This is a genomic window from uncultured Roseibium sp. (assembly GCF_963675095.2).
Taxonomy (GTDB): Bacteria; Pseudomonadota; Alphaproteobacteria; order Rhizobiales; family Stappiaceae; genus Roseibium.
The window spans coordinates 93,955-115,572 of the sequence record NZ_CAXXSJ010000062.1; the positions used below are offsets into that span (position 1 = coordinate 93,955).

Below are 21,618 nucleotides of genomic sequence, written 5' to 3' on the forward strand. Positions count from 1 at the left end.
TCAGGGATGGGATGAAGGTTGCGGGCTTGTCGTTGCCGGTGCCGTTTTTACGTGGCCGGCGGAAAAGCGACGCAGGATCCAGACCAGAGGCATGGCGGCCAGGGCGACGACGAGGGCCGCCGGCGCGGCGGCGCCAAAGAGCGCGCTGCTGCCGCCGATGAAGAGCGCCACGATCGCCATTGCGAGCCGCTTCCAGCCGCCGCCATAAGCGCTCTTCCACGCCAGGACCTCGGCGAGAATGATGCCGCCGGTGCCGACACTCAGGCAGGAGACGATGATCTCCTCCCATGTGCCGTCGAAGAGAAGCGCCGGGTTGAAGGCGAAGACGAAGGGGATAAGATAGGCGACGACGGCAAGCTGCACGCCGGTCACGCCCGTACGCCACATGTCGCTCTGGGCAAGGGACGCCGCCGCGTAAGACGCAATGGCGACCGGCGGGGTCAGCATGGAAAGCAGGCCGAAGTAGAAGATGAAAAGGTGTGCGGACATGAGCCCGATGCCGGCCTTGACCAGTGCAGGGGCGAGCAGCACGGAGACCACCACATAGACGCCTGTGGTCGGCATGCCGACGCCGAGGATGATGGCGATCAGGGCCGTGACGGCGAGCAGCGGCAGGACGCCGCCCACCTGGGCGATCTTGCCCAGTGCCAGGGTCAGGGTGAAGCCGAGGCCGGTGACATTAATGGTGCCGATGATGATCCCGGCAACCGCGCAGACAAGCAGGACAGGCACCATGGTCTTGCCGGCGGTACGGGCGATTTCGAACAGCAGGGAGAACCGTGGGGCGCCGCGTGGGGCCATGAGGAGATGAAAGCCGTAGGCGACGAAGGCGGCGTAAAGGGCGGCCTTGCCAGGGGCGTAGCCGAGGCCGAACAGGAAATACATCAGCACGCCGAGGGGCAGGAGCAGCGGCCAGGAGCGGAGCAGGCTCTTGCCGAGCGGCGGCAGTTCGGATCGCGGGGCGCCTTCCAGGCCGTGGACGGCGGCATAGCGGTCCACCTGGAGATAGAGCATGACGTAATAGGCGATGGCCGGCAGCAGAGCGGCGAGCACCACGTCGGCATAGGAAACCTGCAGGAACTCGGCGATAACAAAAGCGGTGGCGCCCATGACCGGCGGGGCGATCTGGCCGCCGTTTGAGGCGACCGCCTCGATGGCGGCCGCATAGCGGGCCGGAAATCCGGCGCGCTTCATCATGGGAATGGTGACGATGCCGGTGCTCATCACGTTAGCGACCGTGGAGCCCGACAGGGTTCCGAACAGGCTGGAAGCCAGGATCGCCACCTTGGCCGGACCGCCGCGCCGGTGGCCCATGGAGGCCATGGCGAGGTCGGTGAGCAACTGGCTGCCTCCGACCGCGTTCAGGACCGCGCCGAAGACGATGAAGCCGAGGATCTGGGTGGCGCCGACGCGTAGCACCAGGCCGAGGACGCCGTTGGTGTCGTTATAGAGATAAAGGGTGAAGCGGGCCGGCGCCATTTCGGCGGCTGCAAAGATGCCCGGCGCCAGATGGCCGATGAGGCCATAGGCGATGAAGGCAACGCCAAGCAGCGCCAGCACCGCTCCACAGTGCCGCCGTGTGGCCTCCAGAATGCCAAAGAGGGCAATAACGGCGGGGATCCATTTTTCCGGACCGCGGTTGACCGGGTCGAGCAGCCAGGCCTCGTAGTTCCACGCAAGCCACAGCCAGGAGGCGAGGCAGGCGAGGCCGAGGAGCCAGTCGAGAGACCGCAGCAGGGCATTGTCCTTGAGCGGGACCGTGACCAGTCCGGCGAGTGTCGCCAGGCCGATCATCAGCGCCAGATATTGCTCGGTCAGGACGACAAAGCCTGAGTGCCGGGGCACATCGAGCAGCCACAGGATACCGATGGCGGTCAGAGAAGCCACAAGGGTGGCTACCGCCGGAAATCGCACGGTCATGGTCTTGGTCCGGTTGGTCGGATCAGTTCTTTGTCAGGGCCGCATCGCGTGCGGCATTCTCGTTGCTCCACATGCCTTTCGACTTGTAGAAGCTGACCGCGGCCGGGTGATAAGGCACGGTGTTGGACGGTGCTGACAGCTTTTCCTGGGACGCGGCGCCAAGCGGCGGATAGTCCTTCTTGAGCTGGGGCAGGGCGTCGTAGAAGGCCGCGATAATAGTCGAGGCATCCTCATCCGACATGTCGGCGCTGACCGTCAGGAACACGTCGAAACCGCCGACGGTGACCGGTTCGGTAACCTCCGGCAGGCGCTTGGACGGCTTCACTTCCACCAGATACATGCCCGGGTAGAGTTCGTCCGCCTTTGCGCTGGTCGCGTCTGCGCCTTCGATGGAGAGGTAGCGGATGCCGCCGGGGATGGAGGCCTGTGCCTGCTGAGTGAGCGGAATGCCGACGGCGACCGAAGTTGCGTCGAGGCTGTCTTCGGTCAGCTGGGCCATGCCCGGGCCGAGGCCGGCCGTGGTGACAGGGGTGACGTCTTCCGCCTTCACGCCGGAAAGTTCGAGCATCATCTTGTTGAATTTGCTCATGGCGGCCATGGCGCTGAAGTCGGTGACGACGCGTTTGCCCTTGAGGTCAGACACCTTGGTCAGCCCCTCGCTGGCACGGGTGACGAAGGCCACCTTCAGCGGCCAGATGCGGGCCAGTACGCGCAGGTTCTCAAGCGGCTTGCCGTTTTCGCCCCGGCGTGCGCCGCCAAGGTCGAGGCTGGAATTGAGACCCATGTTGACTTCGCCCGCGCTGATCAGCGGCAGGTAGACGGATGAGCCGGTGAAGGGCTGGACGGTGACCTGCCTGGCGAGCTTGTCCTGCAGGGCAGCGGCAATGCCGCCGCCGATGGTGTAATAGATTGAGCCCTGCGGGTTGGTCCCAAGTGTCAGCCGGCCGGCGGACATGGCGGATGTGGTCATGGCCGAGGCCGTGCAGAAACTGAGCGCGCCGGCAAGAGCCAGCGCAGCGGTGCGGCGCAAATTCATTGTTCTTCCTCCCAATGCGTGCGCCTGTTCGGGGCCGGGTTTCCTCCCAGAAACCGTCTGCGAAACGACCCTCGTTGGCGCTGTCACAAGGAGGATTGAACGCCAGAATTATTCTCAATAAAATCGAAAAATTCAGAATGATTATGAAGAAAATCTGCAATGAATATTGAGACCCGTCTCACTCTTAAACAGCTTCGTGCCTTCGTCGCGGTCTATCGCCTCGGCAAGCTTGCCGACGCGGCGGACGAATTGGGGGTGTCGCTGTCGGCCGTCAGCGCCCTGATCCGCCAGATCGAGGAGACGCTGAACACGCGCCTGTTCGACCGCAGCACCCGGACCCTGGCGCCGACACGGGCCGCCGACGAGGCCTTCGGTCTCGCGGAGCGGATCCTTCAGGACGTGGTCACGCTTGGCAGCAATTTTCGTGACCTGTCGGAAGGCAGCCGGGGCCGGGTGCATCTGGCCGCCACGCCTGCGACCGCGGCGACCCTGCTGCCGGCAACCGCCCGGCGTTTTGCCCGGCGTTACGGCAATATCCAGCTGGTGCTCGACGACTGTGCCCCGAGCCAGTTCCTGCCTCATATCATTTCCGAACGGGTGGAAATGGGCATCGGCACGCCGGCCCCGGCAGGGGCGGGCTGCGACAATCGCCTGATCCTGTCGGATGCGCTACAGGTGGTTTGCGCCGATGATCATCCATTTGCGGAATGCGATCAGGTGCGCTGGCGGGATCTGGCGGATGTGCAGCTCATCACCTTCCGAGGCGGCCCCTATGGTGTGCGCGATCTTGTCGACCACACCCTGATGCAGGTTGGCGCCAAGCCGGAGGTCGCCCATGAGGTCGGCTTCCTGGAAACGGCCGCCTGGATGGCAGCCAGCGGCCTCGGCGTCGCGATCCTGCCGGCCGCCCTTGCCGCCATGCACCGCCACCAGGGCCTTGCCACCCGTCCGCTTGTGGATCCTGAAGTCAGCCGCAGCATTGCTCTGGTGACCAAGAAGGGACGCTCCCTGTCGCCATCGTGCAAACTGTTCGTTGATATGGTGGTCGAGGATATCGGGAATGTTTGGTGAGGGAGAGCGGTAGGGGCTCTCCTGCGTACATGGTGCTTGCTGTTTCCCTCGGTTGTCGTCCCGGACGGAGCGCGAGCGGAGATCCGGTATGCAGTATGCCGTGTCCTCACGACTCAAGCAACCAGCCTCACGGATTACTGGGGCCCGGGTCTCACTTCGTTCGCCCAGGATGACAGCCGTGGAAAAAGCTGCGCCTTGCGCCGCGGACAGGCTCCACCCCTTCGTCTTACTTACGGCGGTCGCGAACCCAGATGCTTAGCGCCTGTTTGAAGTCGCGCCGTCGCCAGTGAACCACTTGCCGTCTTTCCAAAGAATATTCCACTGTTGGTATGAGGACCCCAGTGTTTCCATTTTCAGTAGCCGGCGTTGGGAACCCTCGATCTTGTGGGTGTAGCGAAGACAGGAACCGGTCCCGACATCCGAACAGATGGTCGATTGAATGGCGTTGAGGTCTTCGTTCCAAAGGAGATTGGCATGCTCATCGGTCGCATAAGGAACGCGGCCTTCCGTCGTTTTCTTGAAGTAAGGCAGATAGAGCGGTACCCATTTCACAGATGCCTCAGGAGAGATTTCGGTTCTTCCTCCCGCGAAGATCAGCACTGCTTTGGAATTGAACCCTAAATACTCGCTACTGACGCTAACAAGATAGGTGCGTTGCGCAATTCTCCGCGAAAATCCTGACATTCCGGCGTTGTTCCAATTCAATCCACCGGTAAGGTAACTTCGAAAACCGGTCGGGAAAATATCGAGGTCGGCCGGTCTGAGATGTCTGTTGTCGGAGAACTTCTTATAGAATTCCATACCATCCAGCGCATTCACATCTTTCGCGGCGGCTGATGTCAGGAGGAGTAGGGCAGAGACAAGGCATAATAGGAACGCGAGATCATCATCTCATTCATATGTGCCCTTCGAAAGCCGAGATCCAGTAGGTATGGGCCTCACGCGTTACTGGGGGCCAGGACTTACTGTGTTCGCCCGGGATGACAGCAGGTGGGTGGGGCGAGGGTGCCTTCCCTTCGCTTACTTGCACCCATCCCTTGCCCAGATGGCGAGGGCCTGTTTGAAGGCGCCGCCGAGCGGGTGGTTTTTGGCCAGGGCGGCTTTGCCGTCGGCGAGGTAAGTCTTGGCCTGGGTGCACAGGTTTTCCTGGTTCCAGTGATGGCAGCTGGCGCAGGCCTTGTCCTTCCAGGCGATGTCGGGGAGGCCGTCGATGGGCGGAAACAGCGGTGATCCGGCGATGATCTCGGCGATGCTGCGGGTCGCAATCTCCGGATCGCCGATGCCGAGCGGCGTGTCAAAGGCCACGGTGTCGGGCATGCCGGTGGCGGCAACGGCGGGGGCCTGCTTCTCCGGTGCGACCGGCTCCGGTGGCTTGGAGATCGGATCGGTCCGGGGCGCATTGTTCTCGATCGTTCTGAGTTCAAGACGCGCGAGTTCGGCGAAGGCGCCCTCCGGATAGGCGTCGAGATAGGCCTGATAGGCGTCCGCCGTGCCGGTCTGGCGCGCCTGTTCGATCAGGTCGCGTTCCGACTGAACCGGATTGACGGGTGCGGGCTTCTCCGCTGTCGCCTCGCGTGGAGTTTCTGAAGGGGCTTCTGCCGGCTTTGCTGCTTCCGCGTCGCTCTCACCCGGTTTCAGGGTCTTGGCCATCAGGTCGCGCAACAGGGCGCGGGCGTCGTCGGCATAGATGTTGTCGGGATTGGCGCGCAGGAACAGGAGCACCTGGACCGGATCATGGCTCATCTGGACCGATTCCCAGAGCTGGCGCATCTGGATTTCTTCCGGCGTCGGTGCCTTGGCGGGAACGAACTGGAAATCGACGGTAAGCGAAGAGGTGTCCCACGGGGTCTGTTTGCCGCCGGTCGTCTCGACGACCTCAACGCGCACATCCTTGAACAGCGCCTCGATCGGCACGCCGGGCGCAGACAGATGGGTCGCGAGCGCCTCGGTGAACGGGCTGTTTGCGCCGCTGCCGTCGACGGCGACATCGCCCGGTGCGGTCGAATAGGCCAGGAACGTGCCCCGTGGCGCCTTGATTTCGGCTAGGCCGTTGTCGCTCAGGTCCGGGATCGTCACGAAAGGGTTGTTCCGGCAGGCGTCGAGGATAACGATGTTCGTCCGGTTGCGCGCTGAAAACATCTGCCGCAGCACCGCCTGGGCCGGAACGCCGACCAGGCTCAGGTCGGCCGCGTCCTGAAGCGCGATGTCGACCGGAAGCAGGAAGTTGGTCCCGAAGGACTGGACCCCGTGGCCGGCGTAGTAGAACAGTCCGGTGGCATCGTCGCCGGCGCCGCGCAGCTTGCGGCCGAATTCGGAAATGGCCCGGATCAGCTCATCCTGCTTGGCTTCGGTGATGAGCGTGACATCGAAGCCCACCTTGCGCAGGGAGTCTGCCATCAGAATGGCGTCGTTGACCGGATTGCGCAGGGCGGTGACGTTGACATAGGCGCCGTTGCCGACAACCAGGGCAAGACGTGCCTCGGCCGTCGCCCTGACCGGCAGAAGTGCTGCCAGCAGCACCAGGACGGCGGCGAGGATCAGCGCATGGCGGCAAGGGCGGGTTCTATTCGACAACGACAAACTCGATACGACGGTTGCGGCGTTTGCCGTCAGCGGTGTCGTTCGGAGCGACGGGATGCGCTTCTCCGTATCCGACGCTGACGATCCGGTCTTCCGGTATTCCATTGGAAATCAGGTACTGGGTCACGGCCGAGGCGCGCTGTTCGGACAGGCGCTTGTTCGCTGCCGCACTGCCATCGCTATCGGTATGGCCACCAACCTCGATGACGAGGCCCGGGCAGCGCGAGATGATATCGGTCAGGCTGTTGAGCAATGGGCTGCTGCGCGCATCAAGTTTCGCGCTGCCGCTCGGGAAATAAATATTTCCTGTCCGTGACAGGATTTCAAACCGCCCCTTGCAGGCCTTGGGGTCGAAATTGCCTTCCGGCTCCAGAGCCTTCGACGCAGGGGCTTTTGCGGCAGTCGGCTGCGCCGCGGGGGCAGCCGCTACGGCCGTCTCTGCAGCGGTATTACGGGCGAAGACGAAGTCGAAGGTCACGGTCGCCGACGGCACGATCACCACATTGGCGGCTTCCTCCAGCTTCTTGATGCCTTCCTCAAGGCTGAAATCGGCGGCCGCCACAGAGATCGGCGCGGTCGTGGAGACGGCGACGAGGTCGTCGCTCAGGTAGGTGATCGCAACCTCGGTGTCGAAGCTCTTCTTTACCCCGTGGAGCTCAAGGTCATAGCTGAGCGGAAGGATCTTGCGCTTTAGGGTCGGCAGATCGCTCAGCGCTGCCGGATCGATTTTGGCCGTGATGACGGCTTCGGGAAACTGGAAGGTCTCGAAAAACAGGAAGCGCATGCGGACGTTGCGCAGATCGACATTGGTGTCGACGGAGTCGAGGAAGATATGGATGGAAGCTTCGCCGGTCTCGTTAATCGAGCCCTCGATCCCGGCGAAACGGCTGGACTCCACCTTGGTGAGGTTCTTGACCGACTGGAAGCGAAGCGAGGAGCCCTCCGGCTGCAGCGTCCAGCCGCCTTTCAAGGACGTGTCCTGCGCTTGAGCCGCGGCCGGCAGCAGCATCAGAACAGCGAGCATCCGCGCAGCGAAAACAACGCGCGCTTGCGCAAGGTTCCAGGCATTCCGCCGCCGTTCGAACATGCTCGATTTCCCCCAGTTCTGGAACTTGTTCTGGCACTTGCCCCGAATGTCGCAAAGTTGGGGTCGCATTGCAACTTTCCTCGTGGGGGCAAAAGGTTGGGTGGCCGCATAAGGTTGGAAGGGCGTGTCGACATTACTCGAAGGGTACTGCTGACGCCGGTGACATGAGATCAGTTTACCTCCGGCGACTTCTTCAAGGCGTCGACGCGGGGCAGGGTGATCATGACCGTTTCGGGCTCCTCGGTCGGGCGGCCGCGCACAGTGCCCTTCTGGCGCAGGTAATGGTGGTTTGTCTGCTCGACGACCTCTGTCCGGATTACGATCGGTTTAAGATCCGGGCCTCCGGGGCACAGGACGATCTCACCCCTGCAGAGGTCACTGTTGGCGGGCGGTTCGATTCCCATTCTTTTGTTCATGATTTGTTCCATTTATTTTTGGATTTCGGCCAAGGAGGAGGTGCCGCGCTACCCATGCAGCCGGGGCGAATACCCAAGGGGCAGGGGTAGACGGCTCAAGCGCTTGGGCGACCCATTTCAGTGAGTTTTATGCAGAATGCGTATGAAGTAGCCGATCATGCGGCCCAGCGGCCGCAGCCTGCCTCGAAGGCGCCAATGCGTTCGCTCGTATAGGTGCAGGGATTTCCGCCGCCCTGGGAACCGTCGGGCCCCGTGTCGTCATCCTTTTCCGGGAAGGCGGCGGCCAGCACGTCCTCGGTCACATCATTGGCCCAGCCCTCGGCCGGGTTAAACGCGAAAACAGCAAGAATGTCTTCGATCTGTCCGTCTGTTATATCTTTGACGATCCGATCAAAATCCATGTCGGTCAGGTCTGTTTCACGGGCATAGGCCTCACCCGCCAGGTGGCAGATCACGCTGTAAAAGGTCCGGTCCGGATTGAGCGGGCAAGCCTTTCGTCCAGCGCTCCCGCCTGTGGTTCGTCCGGTTCTTCGAAGAGAAGGGCTGAGGTTGCGCGGCATGGGAACGATCCTCCGTAGGTTGATCGTGACCATAATACGCAAAACGCGTACAGTCAAGAAAAATACGTGAAATGCGTACGACTTGTCTTCGTGGCTGGAAGCAGGATTGTCGTGCCATGAGGAGGGCAGACAGGTTTGGGCCTAACCCGACGTGGACCTGATGTCTTCGGCTGCGGCCTGTCACCCTTCGCTCTTGCTGCTGTTCTCCTTCCCGCCCTCCTTGTCCAGCGCTGCGATCGCCTTCACCAGGTCTTCCGCGCCGCGCAGGTGCAGGTCGCGTTGCGGGAACGGGATTTCGATGCCGGCCTCGTTGAGGGCGGCGTAGATGGTGAACAGCAGGTCGGAGCGGGCGGTGAGGATGTTGGTGACGTCGTAGAGATAGCCGCGCAGCTCGAAGTCGAGCGAGCTGTCGCCGAGCCCCATGAACAGAACGAAGGGGGCCGGGTAGGCCATGATCATCGGGTTGTCCTCCGCCGCCTTCAACAGGATCTGGCGGGTCTTTTCCAGGTCGCTGCCATAGGCGACGCCGACGGGCACGATCACCCGGCCGGTCTTGGAACTCAGCGTCATGTTGGTGACCGCGCCTGCGACGATGTCGGAGTTGGGCACGATCACCTCGTGCCGGTCGAAGGTTTCCACCCGTGTGGCGCGTACGGCGATCTTGCGCACGATGCCCGAATGGCCGCCGACCTCGATCCAGTCGCCCACCTTGATCGGCCTTTCCACCAGCAAGATGATGCCGGAGACGAAGTTGGACACGATCGCCTGCAGGCCGAAGCCAATGCCGACCGACAGCGCGCCGGCGACGAAGGCGAGCGAGGAAAGGTCGAGCCCGGCGGCGGAAAAGGCAATCAGCGCCGACAGGACGACGCCGATATAACCGGTACCGGTGACAATCGCGTTCTTGCCGCCGGTGTCCATCCGTGTCTTCGGCAGGACGGAACTGCGGATAACCCGCTGCAGCCACTGGGTGACAAGCAGGCCGAGGCCGAAGATGACGAGCAGGACGACGACTACGCCGAAGGAAATCCGCGTGTTGCCGATCTCGATTCCCTGCGTGAGCAGCATCCAGACTTCGGAAATGTCGGAGGGCCGGGCACCCCAGATGAGTGCCAGCAAGGGCGCCAAGGCCAGCACCAGCACCACGCCGGAGGTGAGCGGCAGGAAGGACTGCAGCACCGGACCAAGCTGGGGGCTGCGGCCGAGCACGGGGGCAAGCACGATCTGGACCAGCCGGTGAGCCGTGACCGCGAAACCGAACACGCCCAGGGTCAGGATGGAGGGGACCAGTGCCTGGCGGGCGAATTCCACATAGCCGACGGCAACGGCCAGGACGGCGGCCACCGCTGCCACCTCGATGAAGCGGCCGATATAGAGCGGAAAGTTCAGGCCGGTATCTTCGGGCTCTTCGGCGCCATCCTCTTCGCCGGACCTGCGGCCGGAGCCGATCAGGATCGCCGCCAGACGCCACAGGCAGATGCTGCCGGCGAGCACGACGATCGCCGTTGCGACGGACTGGGTTTCCGGCGAGAAGACATAGCCTTTCCCGGCTGCCTCGATAACCCCTTCTGCCACGAGAACAAACCCCAAGGCCACGCACAGGCGCACGGCACGGGCGGCCTTCCTGTCGTCGATGTCGATCACCCTGCGTCCGGGCGCTGTCGGCGCGAAGATCACATGGCCCAGCCAGTAGAAGGTGACGATCAGGATCGGCCAGAGGACCGTAATGGCGATGATGAAGCGGGCGGAAAAGGATGTCGGTTGAAGGGTGCGGAACGCAAAGACGATGAGAAACGCAGCCACAGCCGGCACGAAGAAGCGCAAGGTGAGGGCCAGTGCGCCATAGGCCCTGGCGTGGAGCGTCAGGCCGTGCTCGCGGGACAAGGTCTCGAAGCGCCGGAAGATCCGCCGCTGAAACACAAGAATGACAAAGCCGGCGAGGGTCAGCACCGTCGCAAGTCCCAGCGCGAAGGGAGAGGTGTCGGCCTTTAATTCTTCGCGGACCTTTTGGACAAAGGCGCCGAGTTCCGAGGCCGCCTTGGGCCAGTGGGCCGGGTTGAGCGGTGAGGGGTCGCGCTGGAACAGGCGTTCGGCGAAGCGCTGCCGGATCAGCCGGTCGATGGCGACGATCAGCACGTCGGCGCGGGAATAGGCCTGACGCGCGGCGACCACCGGCTCGCGTGCCGCGGCGAGGGCCTGATCAAGAGCGGCGCGTTTTTCGGCAATAAAGGCCGGCTCCGTCTCGCCTTCCTTCGGAGCGGGCCCAAGCGCGTCGAGTTGGGCCTTGAGCGACTGGGCGGCAATGCTGCCGGCTTCGGCGATGGCGAAGGCCTGGTTTCGCTGGTCGGCAAGCTCCGCGCGCAGCTGCTCCAGGATGCCGTTCGAAGCGACCGCCTTGGCGAGGATCTGCTCCGCCCGGTCCGCTGTCCGGTTCCATGCGACCACAGGGCTCTCATCGGATGCCGGAGTATTGGGTGCGGCCGTTCCCGTTGGGAAAGTTTCGGTGGCTAATGTTCGGAGCGCATCCGTTGTGCCAGTCGCAGCCTCCTGCGCGCTGGTCCGGCCGACCGGCGCGATGGTGAGGCCAATGAAAAGACTGACCAGGAGGAGACCTGCCCACTGCCGACTCATGCTGTTTGTCCTTCGACTTTTCCGCCCCGGGGCGATCTTGCCTGACCGAGCCAGAGACAGGCAAGGCGGCGAGACGCAAATTGTGGGGAGGGCAAAGGTGATGACACCGTCGTTTATCCGCAGTTTTCCGGAGGCGGCAAAGCCTGGCGCCAGTTCGTCAGCGCCTGGATATGTTTCGGCGGCAATCCAATATGCCTGCATCATGGTCGATCGCGCTTCGAGCGCCGTTCGCTGTTAACATGCCGCCTGTTTGACTATTCAGGGAGATGCATAATGGACCGGTTCACGGGTGGGTGTCTGTGCGGCGATGTACGGTTTGTGGCGACGGGTCGGCCGTACCGGGTCGGCATGTGCCACTGTCTCGACTGCCGCAAACATCATGGCGCGCTTTTTCACGCTTCCGCGATTTTTCCTGCGGATGCGGTCACGATTGAAGGCGATACGGGAGACTATCAAGGGCGATGTTTCTGCCACCGTTGCGGCTCCTCCGTTTTCGGCCGATCGGAGGACGAAATCGAGGTGAACCTCGGCTCCCTCGATGCGCCGGATCAGTTGAAGCCGACCTACGAAAGCTGGATCATTCGCCGTGAATCCTGGCTACCGCCTTTTCCGCTTACAAGGCTCTACGAGCGGGATCGCGACCACACGACCCGGTTCGAGGATTGAGCCGTATTGTCCGCTCTTCATCGGTTGATCGCAGTGACCGCTCCCGGGTAACCTGCTCCGGAGAAACGGGAATCGCCGCGGGGTGAGCGCTGCGGCAATCAGACATGGGACGGACGGGTGAGCGACAGGTCCATAGGCATACGCGAGGCGGTGGCAGACGATGCGAAGGCGCTGGCGGATTATGCCGGGGCGCTGTTCGCGGAGCGGCTGACAACAATGTTCCTGCACGACAGCCCTCCAACGCAAGAGGATCAGCTCCGCTTCATCCAAGGGTTCGAGGCGGAAAACGCCCACCTGATCGTCGCGGTTAGCGGAAACGAGATCGTCGGCATGGCCGGGTTCAAGGGGCACGGCCGGCCGCAGCTTCGCCATGCCGGCATCATCGGTTTCGGTGTGGCGCAGCCTTACCGCCGGCAGGGCGTCGGGCTTCGTCTCCTGAACGGTCTGATTGTCTGGGCGGAGGCGGATCCGCTGCTGTCGCGTATCGAATGCGATGTCTTCGCCACCAACAAGGCTGCGTTGTCGCTGCTTGAAAAGTCCGGCTTCGAGCGGGAGGGCACTATGCGCCGGGCGATCGAAGTGGGCGGGGAAAAGATCGATAACTACCTGCTGGCACGGATCTGGTAGCGTTGCCTTTCCTGCCCGACCTTATCTCTCACCTGGATCCGGAAGCCCATAATGTCCACGCCTGAGTTCGATCCCGAGACGCAGCTTGCCATGATCGGCGAAATCTCGAACGCCTTCTCGGAAGCGGGAATCGAGCACTGGTTGTTCGGTGGTTGGGGTCTGGATTTCCTGGCCGGCAAGATCACACGGCCTCACGACGACATCGATTTCTTCATCTGGGATGGAGACTTCGACAAGGCGCTGAAGGTGCTGGCGCCGCTGGGTTATGAATTCCGCCCGGAAGCCTCCGGGGACTTCGTCAACGAGTCCGGCTTCGTCCGCAAGGACGGCTATTACGTTGAACTGGCGCGTCTGGTGCGGAAGGCGGACGGCGGCATTGCCACGCCGGGGCGCTATCTGGACTGGCCCTGGCCGACGCGCTCGTTCGAAGGGCCGCCGCTCAGCTTCCGGGGTATCACAGTGCCCGGCTGGGATGCCTACGGTCACTGGCATATCAAGATGGGCTTTTCCCGGCACGGCTCGAAGGATCCGCTGAGGGAGCAGGACAAGACCGATATCGAGATCCTGAAAAGCCTGACGGGCGACCTCTCAGCCCTGCCGGAATTCAACTAGGCAACGGGTGCCACCGCGTGCCAGGTCCAGAGCTGGGTTGCCAAATACTCCGCTGCGTCTTCGGAGAAATCCGCAGTCAGAAGCATCTCTATTTCGGCCAGGGTCATTTCCTCGTCCGCGTTGAGCCTGGCGGCAAGGTCGGCCAGTGCCGGAGCGGGGGGCAGTTCGAGGGAATGGCCGCGTCCGGCCAGAACCGCCTCGTCGTCGCGTTCCCGGTAGATGATGGGGAAACGGCCGAGACGCACGAGTTTCGCGTCCTCAGGCGGCAGCGCCTCGCGCGGGGGCGGGGGCGGTACGAGCGACAGGTTGGAGGCCGCGCGGGCGTCCTCGATCCACAGGGCGCGGGAGATGTCGACCGTCACCTGAAGGCCGTTGCCGTCATGCGCGGACGCTTTTAGCTCCGAGCCCGTTTCCATGTCTTCCAAGGCATGGGCGAGGGCCTGGTCGGCGGCGTGGCGCAGGGTTTCACCTTCGTCGGCATCCATCAGGCACAGGGCAAAGCCGATGGAAAAGTCTGGCGTGTAGCCGACATGAAATCCTTCCGTCGGCAGCACCATGATGTCGCCGGGGCCGATGTCGAATCGGGTCGCCTTGTCCAGGATCGCACCCGGATCGAAACAGGCCATGGTGCCGCCGGTGGCGGCCACGTAAGCCTCCTCGTCCCAAATGTACATCTGCTTGACGCCTGGACCCAGATGGAAATGCAGGATGCGGCCGACCTCCTGGTCGTGATGGGCGCCGAAGGGGCTGTAGCCATAGTCGCCGATGAAGATATGGGGTTCGGCGGCACCGAAGGCGGTGCCCGCCGTGTCGTAGATCCCGGTCAGGACCTCGCTCAGGCGCGCCTCGAAGGCGTCGTTTTCAAGGGGCGGGCGGTCGAGGACGATGCCGAAGCGGGTGCCGCCGAAGCGGCTGCGGCCCCAGGTTTCCAGATCCTCCGTCTCCGGCGGCTCGCGGAAAAGCTTCTGCTGCAGGTCCGGGCGCTGGGCGGTCTCGGTATAGGCGCGCAGGCAGCTCAGCCGGCTCTCGTCCGCCGAGACGGTCCGGAAGATCTTCGCAATGTCCGAGGCACTCAGGAACTGGTCTGAAAAGGCGCCCTTCAGCACGCAAGCCGTGCGGAAACCGCCGCTTATGGCGGCCAGTTCGCGAATGCTGTCGGAGCTAATCATCGGCGTGCTCCTCATGCGCGGTTTCTTCGATCGCGCGGGTGTCGAGCAGGAAGCGGCAGATGAAGGCCGCGGCATCCGGCTCGAATTCGGTTTCCAGCCGGGAGAGCATGTCACCCCAGGTCATGGTTTGAAGGGTGTTGAGGTCGTCGGCAAGTTCCTGCAGCAAAAGGCTTTCCGGCAGGGTCAACCGATTGCCGCGCGCATAGAGAGAGAGTTCGCCACTGTTGCCGGAGATCGCGTCGTCCTGTGTTACGAGCGGAAACGCTGTCCGGCGCCGGAAACGGGTGTTCGCCGAGGGCTCCGGCGTTTGGCCGATCTCGAGCGGGCAGGGGGTGAAGCCGGCATTGCTGACACGCTCGGCTTCGCGGATGCGTCCGCCGGTTCCGATCATCTCGCCCAGGGTGCGGGAGAGATCTTCTTCTCCAAGTTCGCCTGAGGGACCATCCGGTTCCAGGCAATCGAGAAATCTGGAAACCGCCATGTCGCGCAGGCGGGCCTCGGGTAGGCGCACGTTGGTAACGACGATCCCAGCGGAATAGTCCTCCGTTTCGCCGATATGGAAATAGTCTGCCGGCAGGAGGAAGGCGGAACCGGCCGGGATTTCGTAGACTTCGGCCGTATGGGCGATGGCGGGCAGATCATAGAAAGTCGATGTGCCGCCGGTGGCCGCCTCGAAAGCTTCCTGCGTCCACATGTACATGCGCTTCAGGCCCGGGCCGATGTGGAAATGAACCGCCGCGCCCTGTTCCTTGTCCTCGTGGACGCCGAAGGGGGTCTTGCCGTAATTGCCGGCGAAGACGAAGATCTCCTGGCTGCAGTTTTCTTCAGCCGTGCCTGCCTTGAGCGTCTTCCAGGGGCCGGCGACCCGTTCGGCAAGCTGCGGATTGAGTTGTTCCGCCCGGTAAATGGTGCAGCCCCAGCGTTCCGGGCCGAACATCTGCGTGCCCCAGGCTTCAAGCCCGCTGTCGCCTTCGGGGGGCGCGTCGAAGACCTGTCGTTCCGACTGGAAGCACTGACGGGAGCCGATGAAGACCCTCAGCAGAAGTTCCCGCTGCGGATGGTCGCGAAGGGCGCGCAGCATCTCGCAGATATCACCTTCGTCCAGCATTGTGCCGAAGGGAAAGTTTTCGATCACGATCGGCCGGGTCAAGCCCGCCGAACCCTCGCGCAGTTGCAGGATGGCCGATCCCAACGGATCCACATGTTCATTCATGAAAATAACCTAGCCGAATTGCAGCCGCGTGCAACGGATGTGCACTTCGATCAACGCGGTGCCCGAAAATGCAAAGACGAAAAATGAAAACGTCCCAACGGGTGGACCCGCCGGGACGCAAATTCTCGAAGTCGGTCCATGATAGGTCCGGACCCGTTGACGCTCCGCGAGAAGCGGGACCGGGTCATCTCATTCAATCAGCCGCGAACGCCGCCGAGCAGGTTGAGGGCCTTGGTCGCCTTCTTGGAAGAAGCTGCGGTGGTCTTGATGGACTTCAGTTCAATCTTCTTGCTCATTTCAATTCCTCAAAAATTGCTGTCGGTTTGCGATGAACCACGACACGTCAGCCCGCGTGGGCTACTTGAAAAGATTATCCTGCGGTAAAGGGATTTCAAGTGCAAAAAAGACATTTATTTCAGGGTGATGGATTGTTTCTGAGCTTTTCGGGTGTCCGGATCTGAGGTGCGTTGATCAGCATGACAACCGGTGGGTGGCGGAGTGTTTCTTGCCCTCCAGACGTCATCCTCGGGCTTGATCCTTGGGGCCATGCCGTTAGCCAGCCCTTCGGTGAAGCGGTGCTGTGCCGTGAAGGAGCGGCATGGGTGCCATGGTAGAGCCCAAGGGGCAAATATGGGCATGACGGTGGAGAGCTAGGGCGCTGTGTTGCCATACACTCAAACCGGCCTGCCAGCGGGCCCTCGCTTTAATCGCCTTCAAGCACCGAAATGCCGATGTCGGTGAGGGCCAGGGTTTCCCAGACGTTGACCGCTTCCGGATCTTCCGACCGCTCCCGGGCCATGGCCAGCACCTCGCGCTTCCAGCTCCGGTTGGGGAAGACGGCGAGCGCGTTGGAGAGGTCGAGTTTCAGGGTATCGGCCTTCACGCGCCATTCGCGGATCCAGGAGAAGTCGTATTCCGCGTGCGGATCGTAGAGCATGTGCAGGTGCTTCATGTCGTCGTGAAGCAGATCGAACTCGCTCTCCGGCTGATAGATGACCGGGCGGCCGCCTTTCGTGAAGAACCAGTGCTTGTCGAAAATGACGCCGATGGCCCGGTAGTCCTGATCCAATGCGTTCGGGTCGGCCAGGTACTGGGAGATCTGCGACATCGGCAGTTCGCCGGCACAGACGCAGGTGTAGCCGCCGCGGATGAACCCGTTGCCGCCGCGCAGGGTATGCGAAACGAGGATGTCGGCCATTATCGACTTGGCCTGGTCCTCAGTGCCCTTCAGCAGGTGAAACAGCTTGTTGTCGCGGTGGATCGAATGGAGAAGATCATGCACATGGTGGTATTCGAATTCCCAGCTCATCCGGTCATCCCAGGCAAGAAATCATTGTTCGGCCGTCATATAGATCGCAACGCCGTTGCCGAGGCAACTGCCGTTCGGCAAAGATTGACGGCTGACTGAGATTGTGCGGCAATCCGGCACCAATCAGCTGCGACCGCAGCGATATCGATTCGAAATTTGCAGATGCTGACCGAAGTCCAGACCCGTTTCCTGAAAGTCTCCTATATCGGCTATGTGGCCGCCCACCGCGCGGCCTTCGACAGGGGGGTGCTGGCGATCTTCCTGGTGGCGCAGGGGCTGACCAGCGGCCAGGTGGGCATGTTGCAGACGATCATGTTCCTGACCGCCATGGCGACGGAATTCCCGACCGGGCTGGTGGGCGATCATTTCGGCCGGCGGGTTTCCGTCGCCCTCGGGCTGGTCTGCCGGGTGATCTACTGCGCCGGCATGATGGTCGCGACCTCCTTCGGCCATTTCGTCGCCTTGTTCGTGGTGGTGGGCATCGGCCGCAGTTTCGTGTCCGGTTCCGACCACGCGCTGCTTTATGATGCGCTGAAGGCAGGCAAGGAAAATGCCGACTTCCTGAAGGTGGAGGCGCGCGCGCGCTCCGTCGGCGGCATTTCGCTGAGCCTTGCCATGGCCGGAGGCGGCATTCTGGCGGATCTCAGCTGGAACATGCTGTTCCTGGTCTATCTTGCGACAACCTTCGTCAGCATGGCGATCTGGGCGGCGGTGTCCCTGTCGGCCGCGGGCAAGGCGGGGGAAGAACTCGTCCGCGACGACAAGAAGGACGCGCCCAAACCGACGAAGCAGCTCCTCGATTTCGCGCTTGGCACGCGCAAGGGGCGCGCGTTCTCCCTGGCCGTATTCGGCATGGCCCTGATGGGCGCGATCGTGGCGCCGTTCTATTTCTTCGCCCAGGCGGCGATGGCTGACTATGGCCTCGACTTCAAGATCATCGGCGTGCTTTACGGCGGGATCGAGTTCATCGCCAGCCTCGCGGTTCTGGCCTCCGCGCCAATCGAGCGGCGCTACACCTTTCCCACCATCGGCGCGGTCTTCTGTGCGTTGATTGCCGTCGCTTTCTTTGCGGCGTCTTTCGGCACGCTGCCGTGGCTGCTGGTCGGCTTCTTTCTGGTGGTGTTGACCTCGCCGGTGTTCGATATCGTCGCGCTGCATTATCTGCACCGCAAGCTGCCATCGTCGATCCGGGCCTCGGCCCTGTCGGCCGGGTCGCTGGTGCTGACGCTGATGATCGCCGCCGGCTACTGGGTCTATGGTCTCTCCGTCGACCTGCTCGGCAACGCCGGCACCTTCGCCGCCGCGGGCGTGGTGTCCCTGCTGGTGGTGGTGATCATCGCCAGCCTGAGCAAAGGCGGCGCTACACTGCGCCCCTATATGCGGGGTGCCCTGGACAAACGATGATGGATCTGGACGCTCATTTCGAAGACGGCCTGTTCGACTGCCCGAACTGCGGTGAGGCGCAGGGTTTTCAGCTGATTTCCCACGGCGGTAGCCAGCGGACCATATTCGTGCGCCGGTTTTTCGGCGGCAAGGGCGAGCCGGCATTCGAATGCGACGGTTGCCAGGAGGTGACGCCGGTGACAGCGGCTTTAAGCAACGGCACTCCGATCGCCGCGGCGGCGCTTAGGCATTCGGTGACCGACCTTCTGGCCGGGATGGTGATCAGCGACGGGGAGGTTCTGGACGAGGAACGCGATCTGATCTTTCGCATCCTCGACGCCCTGCATATCCCCCATGGGCCCTTGCTGAAGCGCATGGAAGACTGGCAGGAGACACCTCCTGAAGAGGACGGGATCCTTGCAAACCTCGATCGCTATCTGCCCTATCTGGACCGCAAGGCGCGCGCGATCCTGCTGGAGGCCTCCTATCACATGGCGGTGGTCGACCGGTTTTTCCACGAAAACGAGCTGCGGTTTTTAAAGAAGATCGCCGCGAAGCTGGATATTCTGCCCGGGGAATTCGAGATCATTATCGACCTTGCCCAGGAAGAAGCGGCGTTCTTCACCAGCCTGCTGGATCATTTCGACGCCATCGAGAAGCAGAGCCGCGAACACGCGGCCCGGGCGTTCTTCCCGGAGCCGACCTGAGGTGGGCAGAGAAACCAGGGGCAGTCTGGCTCAGGCCACTGCCTTTTGTGGCGCGGTGCCTTCCAGAAGGGTCGCCAGGGTGTCGTTGCCGACGATGAAGTCTTCAAGGGTCAGGCCGTCGAGGGCGCCGTAGAAGGCTCCGAGGGCGACAACAAGGGCGGATTTCAACCGGCAGGCCGGGGTCAGCGGGCAGGTGTTGCCCTCCTTCTTGAAGCACTCGGCGAATTCGGCGGACGGCTCAAAGGTCCGGATCACCTCGCCGACATTAATGTCGGCGGGCTGTTGGGCCAGCTTGATGCCGCCGCCGCGCCCGCGCGCAGTCGCGAGATAGCCCTTGTGGGCCAATACGTTGACCACCTGGGCGATGTGGGTTTCGCGCGCATGGCAGACGCGGGCGATTTCGCCCTTGGTCGCCACCTTGTCCTGATTGACGCCGCAAAACATCAGGATCCGCATGGCGAGATTTGTACGGGTGGTCAGGCGCATGGCTGAAGCCTTGAATGATTGAATACATATACAGAATACATCTTTAAGCGCTGTTTTGCAACGCCTTCTGGCGAGATTGGCTCGATCCTGGCCGTGGTGTCACCGCACCTTCTGTGGCCAATATACAGCACTCTCTTTCCTCCTCTCTCTCAATAATAATCATAAAAAACAACGATATAGCCGAGGGTGCGACACTGTGCGCAGCTAATTTCGAGGATGTGAATGTTTTTGCTCTGGCATTTGATCGGTGCCGGTGCTAGCTCTGACTTAAGGTGTATTTAAGATACACATTTAAACGGAGCCACGTCATGGAACTCGATGTCGTCGAGCTGTCGCGCCTGCAATTCGCGATGACAGCCATGTATCACTTCCTGTTTGTGCCCCTCACGCTGGGGCTTTCCATTCTCGTTGCCATCATGGAGACGGTCTATGTCATGACCGATCGCCTGATCTGGCGGCAGATGACCAAATTCTGGGGCACCCTGTTCGGGATCAATTTCGTCCTGGGGGTCGCGACAGGGATCACCATGGAATTCCAGTTCGGGATGAACTGGAGCTATTACAGCCACTATGTCGGCGACATTTTCGGCGCGCCGCTGGCTATCGAAGGCCTGATGGCGTTCTTCATGGAGGCCACGTTCGTCGGGCTGTTCTTCTTTGGCTGGGAACGGCTTGTCGAAGGTCAAGCACCTGATGGTCACCTGGCTGGTCGCTATCGGCTCCAATTTCTCCGCATTGTGGATCCTGATCGCCAACGGCTGGATGCAAAACCCGATCGGGGCCGAACTGAACCCGTTCAGCATGCGCATGGAGATGACCAGTTTCTTCGACGTCGTCTTCAACGAGGTGGCGCAGGCCAAGTTCGTCCACACGGTGTCTGCCGGCTATGTCACGGCGGCCATGTTCGTGCTCGGTGTTTCGGCCTGGTACATGCTGAAAGGCCGTCACACGGAACTGGCCCGGCGTTCGATGACGGTTGCCGCCAGCTTCGGCCTGGCCTCGGCGCTTTCCGTCGTCGTTCTCGGCGATGAAAGCGGCTATTCGGTCACCCACTCCCAGAAGATGAAACTGGCGGCCATCGAGGCCATGTGGGACACGGAGCCGGCGCCTGCCTCCTTCACCCTGATCGGCTTCCCGAACCAGGAAACGCGGGAGACCCATTTCGCCCTGCATATGCCTTATGCCATGGGCCTGATCGGTACCCGGTCTCTGACCAAGGAGATCCCCGGCATCAACGAGCTGGAAAAGGACGCGGAACGTCGGATCCGGTCCGGCATGATCGCCTATGACGCCCTGACGGAAATCCGCAAGGATCCGGCGGCGGCCTCGGAAGAGGCCAAGGCCCGGTTCGAAGAGCACAGCGCCGATCTCGGCTTCGCCCTGCTGTTGAAGCGTTATATCGACGATCCGCGCCAGGCAACTGATGCCCAGATCACCATGGCGGCGGAAGACACTATCCCCACCGTCTGGCCCCTTTTCTGGGCGTTCCGGATCATGGTGGCGCTAGGCTTCGGCTTCATCGGGGTGATGGTCTATTTCTTCTATGTCGCCAGCTTCAAGGCGATGACCTTCCCGAAACCGGCACTGATGCTAGCGGTCATCCTGACGCCGGCACCGTGGATTGCCGCAGAGCTCGGCTGGTTCGTCGCCGAATTCGGCCGGCAGCCGTGGACCGTGGACGGCGTTCTGCCGACGGTCCTGTCGGTCTCCCATCTCAGCATCACCCAGGTCGCGCTGACGCTGGCCGGCTTCGTCGCCCTCTACAGCGTCCTGTTCCTGATCGAGATGGGCCTGATGATCAAATACATCCGGAAGGGCCCTTACATGGACGTTTCCGGTACCGATGACTGGTCCGGCGTTTCGACGCCGCGCTCCCCGAACGCGCCGGTCTCCGGCCTCACGCCTGCGGAGTAAGTCCCATGATCCTGCATCAACTCATCGACTTCGACGTCCTGCGCGTCATCTGGTGGCTGCTGCTCGGCGTCCTGCTGATCGGCTTCGCCCTGACCGACGGCTTCGACATGGGGGTCGGCGCGCTCTTGCCCTTCGTCGCCAGGACCGACCTGGAACGGCGGGTCGCCATCAACACGGTCGGCCCGGTCTGGGAAGGCAACCAGGTCTGGTTCATCCTCGGCGGTGGTGCCA

The 21,618-nt window shown here is 62.2% G+C and carries 19 protein-coding genes and 1 pseudogene; 8 read left to right on the forward strand and 12 right to left on the reverse strand.

What is annotated here, in order from left to right:
- Both ABIN98_RS25025 and ABIN98_RS25030 read right to left on the reverse strand, forming a co-directional pair.
- A complete protein-coding gene (locus ABIN98_RS25025) occupies nt 1-1,920 on the reverse strand; it encodes a TRAP transporter fused permease subunit (RefSeq protein ID WP_346914286.1) in 1,920 nt (639 codons plus the stop codon).
- Between the two features lie 22 nt (nt 1,921-1,942).
- Nucleotides 1,943-2,956, reverse strand: a complete 1,014-nt coding sequence (locus ABIN98_RS25030; RefSeq protein WP_346914288.1) for a TAXI family TRAP transporter solute-binding subunit — start codon at nt 2,954-2,956, stop codon at nt 1,943-1,945.
- Between the two features lie 159 nt (nt 2,957-3,115).
- Between ABIN98_RS25030 and ABIN98_RS25035 the strand changes: the two genes are divergently transcribed.
- On the forward strand, nt 3,116-4,027 hold the full coding sequence (locus ABIN98_RS25035; RefSeq protein WP_346914290.1) for a LysR family transcriptional regulator: 912 nt from the start codon (nt 3,116-3,118) through the stop codon (nt 4,025-4,027).
- A 255-nt stretch (nt 4,028-4,282) separates the two neighbouring features.
- On the opposite strand, the gene ABIN98_RS25040 is transcribed toward ABIN98_RS25035, so the two are convergent.
- The 6 genes from ABIN98_RS25040 to ABIN98_RS25065 form a co-directional block, all read right to left on the reverse strand.
- Nucleotides 4,283-4,846 (reverse strand): hypothetical protein, encoded by a 564-nt coding sequence (locus tag ABIN98_RS25040; protein ID WP_346914292.1) that lies wholly within the window; start codon nt 4,844-4,846, stop codon nt 4,283-4,285.
- Nucleotides 4,847-5,047: 201 nt separating this feature from the next.
- The gene (locus ABIN98_RS25045; RefSeq protein ID WP_346914294.1) at nt 5,048-6,601 is read right to left on the reverse strand and encodes a caspase family protein; all 1,554 of its coding nucleotides are present in this window, start codon (nt 6,599-6,601) and stop codon (nt 5,048-5,050) included.
- Nucleotides 6,591-7,763 carry an OmpA family protein gene (locus ABIN98_RS25050; RefSeq protein ID WP_346914296.1) on the reverse strand — a complete coding sequence of 391 codons (1,173 nt, stop codon included), beginning with the start codon at nt 7,761-7,763 and terminating at the stop codon, nt 6,591-6,593. The genes ABIN98_RS25045 and ABIN98_RS25050 overlap by 11 nt, the downstream gene beginning before the upstream one ends.
- 101 nt (nt 7,764-7,864) lie before the next feature.
- Nucleotides 7,865-8,110, reverse strand: coding sequence for a hypothetical protein (locus ABIN98_RS25055; protein WP_346914298.1), 246 nt, complete (start codon nt 8,108-8,110; stop codon nt 7,865-7,867).
- 155 nt (nt 8,111-8,265) lie between these two features.
- Nucleotides 8,266-8,670, reverse strand: a complete 405-nt coding sequence (locus tag ABIN98_RS25060; RefSeq protein WP_346914300.1) for a hypothetical protein — start codon at nt 8,668-8,670, stop codon at nt 8,266-8,268.
- 180 nt (nt 8,671-8,850) lie between these two features.
- Nucleotides 8,851-11,301, reverse strand: coding sequence for a DUF3772 domain-containing protein (locus tag ABIN98_RS25065; RefSeq protein ID WP_346914302.1), 2,451 nt, complete (start codon nt 11,299-11,301; stop codon nt 8,851-8,853).
- 273 nt (nt 11,302-11,574) lie between these two features.
- Between ABIN98_RS25065 and ABIN98_RS25070 the strand changes: the two genes are divergently transcribed.
- From ABIN98_RS25070 to ABIN98_RS25080, 3 genes are all read left to right on the forward strand, one after another.
- Nucleotides 11,575-11,967, forward strand: a complete 393-nt coding sequence (locus ABIN98_RS25070; RefSeq protein ID WP_346914304.1) for a GFA family protein — start codon at nt 11,575-11,577, stop codon at nt 11,965-11,967.
- A gap of 117 nt (nt 11,968-12,084) precedes the next feature.
- Complete coding sequence (locus ABIN98_RS25075) at nt 12,085-12,594, forward strand: GNAT family protein (RefSeq protein ID WP_346914306.1); 510 nt, start codon at nt 12,085-12,087, stop codon at nt 12,592-12,594.
- Nucleotides 12,595-12,645: 51 nt separating this feature from the next.
- Nucleotides 12,646-13,206 (forward strand): nucleotidyltransferase domain-containing protein, encoded by a 561-nt coding sequence (locus ABIN98_RS25080; protein ID WP_346914308.1) that lies wholly within the window; start codon nt 12,646-12,648, stop codon nt 13,204-13,206.
- Here the strand turns inward: ABIN98_RS25080 and ABIN98_RS25085 are convergent.
- The 3 genes from ABIN98_RS25085 to ABIN98_RS25095 form a co-directional block, all read right to left on the reverse strand.
- Entirely contained in the window at nt 13,203-14,375 is a 1,173-nt protein-coding gene (locus ABIN98_RS25085; RefSeq protein ID WP_346914310.1) for a hypothetical protein, read from the reverse strand. The two genes, ABIN98_RS25080 and ABIN98_RS25085, sit on opposite strands and share 4 nt — an antisense overlap.
- Complete coding sequence (locus ABIN98_RS25090; protein ID WP_346914312.1) at nt 14,368-15,588, reverse strand: hypothetical protein; 1,221 nt, start codon at nt 15,586-15,588, stop codon at nt 14,368-14,370. Before ABIN98_RS25090 ends, ABIN98_RS25085 begins: the two co-directional genes overlap by 8 nt.
- 703 nt (nt 15,589-16,291) lie before the next feature.
- A complete protein-coding gene (locus ABIN98_RS25095) occupies nt 16,292-16,897 on the reverse strand; it encodes a hypothetical protein (RefSeq protein WP_346914314.1) in 606 nt (201 codons plus the stop codon).
- 162 nt (nt 16,898-17,059) lie between these two features.
- On the opposite strand from ABIN98_RS25095, the gene ABIN98_RS25100 reads away from it, so the two are divergent.
- Nucleotides 17,060-18,301 carry an MFS transporter gene (locus ABIN98_RS25100; protein WP_346914316.1) on the forward strand — a complete coding sequence of 414 codons (1,242 nt, stop codon included), beginning with the start codon at nt 17,060-17,062 and terminating at the stop codon, nt 18,299-18,301.
- Nucleotides 18,298-18,987 (forward strand): hypothetical protein, encoded by a 690-nt coding sequence (locus ABIN98_RS25105; RefSeq protein WP_346914318.1) that lies wholly within the window; start codon nt 18,298-18,300, stop codon nt 18,985-18,987. The genes ABIN98_RS25100 and ABIN98_RS25105 overlap by 4 nt, the downstream gene beginning before the upstream one ends.
- Nucleotides 18,988-19,017: 30 nt before the next feature.
- On the opposite strand, the gene ABIN98_RS25110 is transcribed toward ABIN98_RS25105, so the two are convergent.
- Nucleotides 19,018-19,473, reverse strand: a complete 456-nt coding sequence (locus ABIN98_RS25110) for an Rrf2 family transcriptional regulator (RefSeq protein ID WP_346914320.1) — start codon at nt 19,471-19,473, stop codon at nt 19,018-19,020.
- Nucleotides 19,474-19,781: 308 nt separating this feature from the next.
- Between ABIN98_RS25110 and ABIN98_RS25115 the strand changes: the two are divergent.
- Together ABIN98_RS25115 and ABIN98_RS25120 are read left to right on the forward strand one after the other, a co-directional pair.
- Nucleotides 19,782-21,387: pseudogene (locus ABIN98_RS25115) on the forward strand (cytochrome ubiquinol oxidase subunit I).
- A 5-nt stretch (nt 21,388-21,392) separates the two neighbouring features.
- Nucleotides 21,393-21,618, forward strand: a 226-nt coding sequence (locus tag ABIN98_RS25120; protein WP_346914322.1) for a cytochrome d ubiquinol oxidase subunit II, incomplete at its 3' end; no start/stop codon positions are given.

What these genes read in the sequence shown, in the direction of transcription:
- ABIN98_RS25025 (WP_346914286.1), bottom strand. Translation starts at nt 1,920, where the DNA reads ATGACCGTGCGATTTCCGGCGGTAGCCACCCTTGTGGCTTCTCTGACC.
- ABIN98_RS25030 (WP_346914288.1), bottom strand. Translation starts at nt 2,956, where the DNA reads ATGAATTTGCGCCGCACCGCTGCGCTGGCTCTTGCCGGCGCGCTCAGT.
- ABIN98_RS25035 (WP_346914290.1), top strand. Translation starts at nt 3,116, where the DNA reads ATGAATATTGAGACCCGTCTCACTCTTAAACAGCTTCGTGCCTTCGTC.
- ABIN98_RS25050 (WP_346914296.1), bottom strand. Translation starts at nt 7,763, where the DNA reads ATGCGACCCCAACTTTGCGACATTCGGGGCAAGTGCCAGAACAAGTTC.
- ABIN98_RS25055 (WP_346914298.1), bottom strand. Translation starts at nt 8,110, where the DNA reads ATGAACAAAAGAATGGGAATCGAACCGCCCGCCAACAGTGACCTCTGC.
- ABIN98_RS25060 (WP_346914300.1), bottom strand. Translation starts at nt 8,670, where the DNA reads ATGCCGCGCAACCTCAGCCCTTCTCTTCGAAGAACCGGACGAACCACA.
- ABIN98_RS25065 (WP_346914302.1), bottom strand. Translation starts at nt 11,301, where the DNA reads ATGAGTCGGCAGTGGGCAGGTCTCCTCCTGGTCAGTCTTTTCATTGGC.
- ABIN98_RS25070 (WP_346914304.1), top strand. Translation starts at nt 11,575, where the DNA reads ATGGACCGGTTCACGGGTGGGTGTCTGTGCGGCGATGTACGGTTTGTG.
- ABIN98_RS25080 (WP_346914308.1), top strand. Translation starts at nt 12,646, where the DNA reads ATGTCCACGCCTGAGTTCGATCCCGAGACGCAGCTTGCCATGATCGGC.
- ABIN98_RS25085 (WP_346914310.1), bottom strand. Translation starts at nt 14,375, where the DNA reads ATGATTAGCTCCGACAGCATTCGCGAACTGGCCGCCATAAGCGGCGGT.
- ABIN98_RS25090 (WP_346914312.1), bottom strand. Translation starts at nt 15,588, where the DNA reads ATGAATGAACATGTGGATCCGTTGGGATCGGCCATCCTGCAACTGCGC.
- ABIN98_RS25095 (WP_346914314.1), bottom strand. Translation starts at nt 16,897, where the DNA reads ATGAGCTGGGAATTCGAATACCACCATGTGCATGATCTTCTCCATTCG.
- ABIN98_RS25100 (WP_346914316.1), top strand. Translation starts at nt 17,060, where the DNA reads ATGCTGACCGAAGTCCAGACCCGTTTCCTGAAAGTCTCCTATATCGGC.
- ABIN98_RS25105 (WP_346914318.1), top strand. Translation starts at nt 18,298, where the DNA reads ATGATGGATCTGGACGCTCATTTCGAAGACGGCCTGTTCGACTGCCCG.
- ABIN98_RS25110 (WP_346914320.1), bottom strand. Translation starts at nt 19,473, where the DNA reads ATGCGCCTGACCACCCGTACAAATCTCGCCATGCGGATCCTGATGTTT.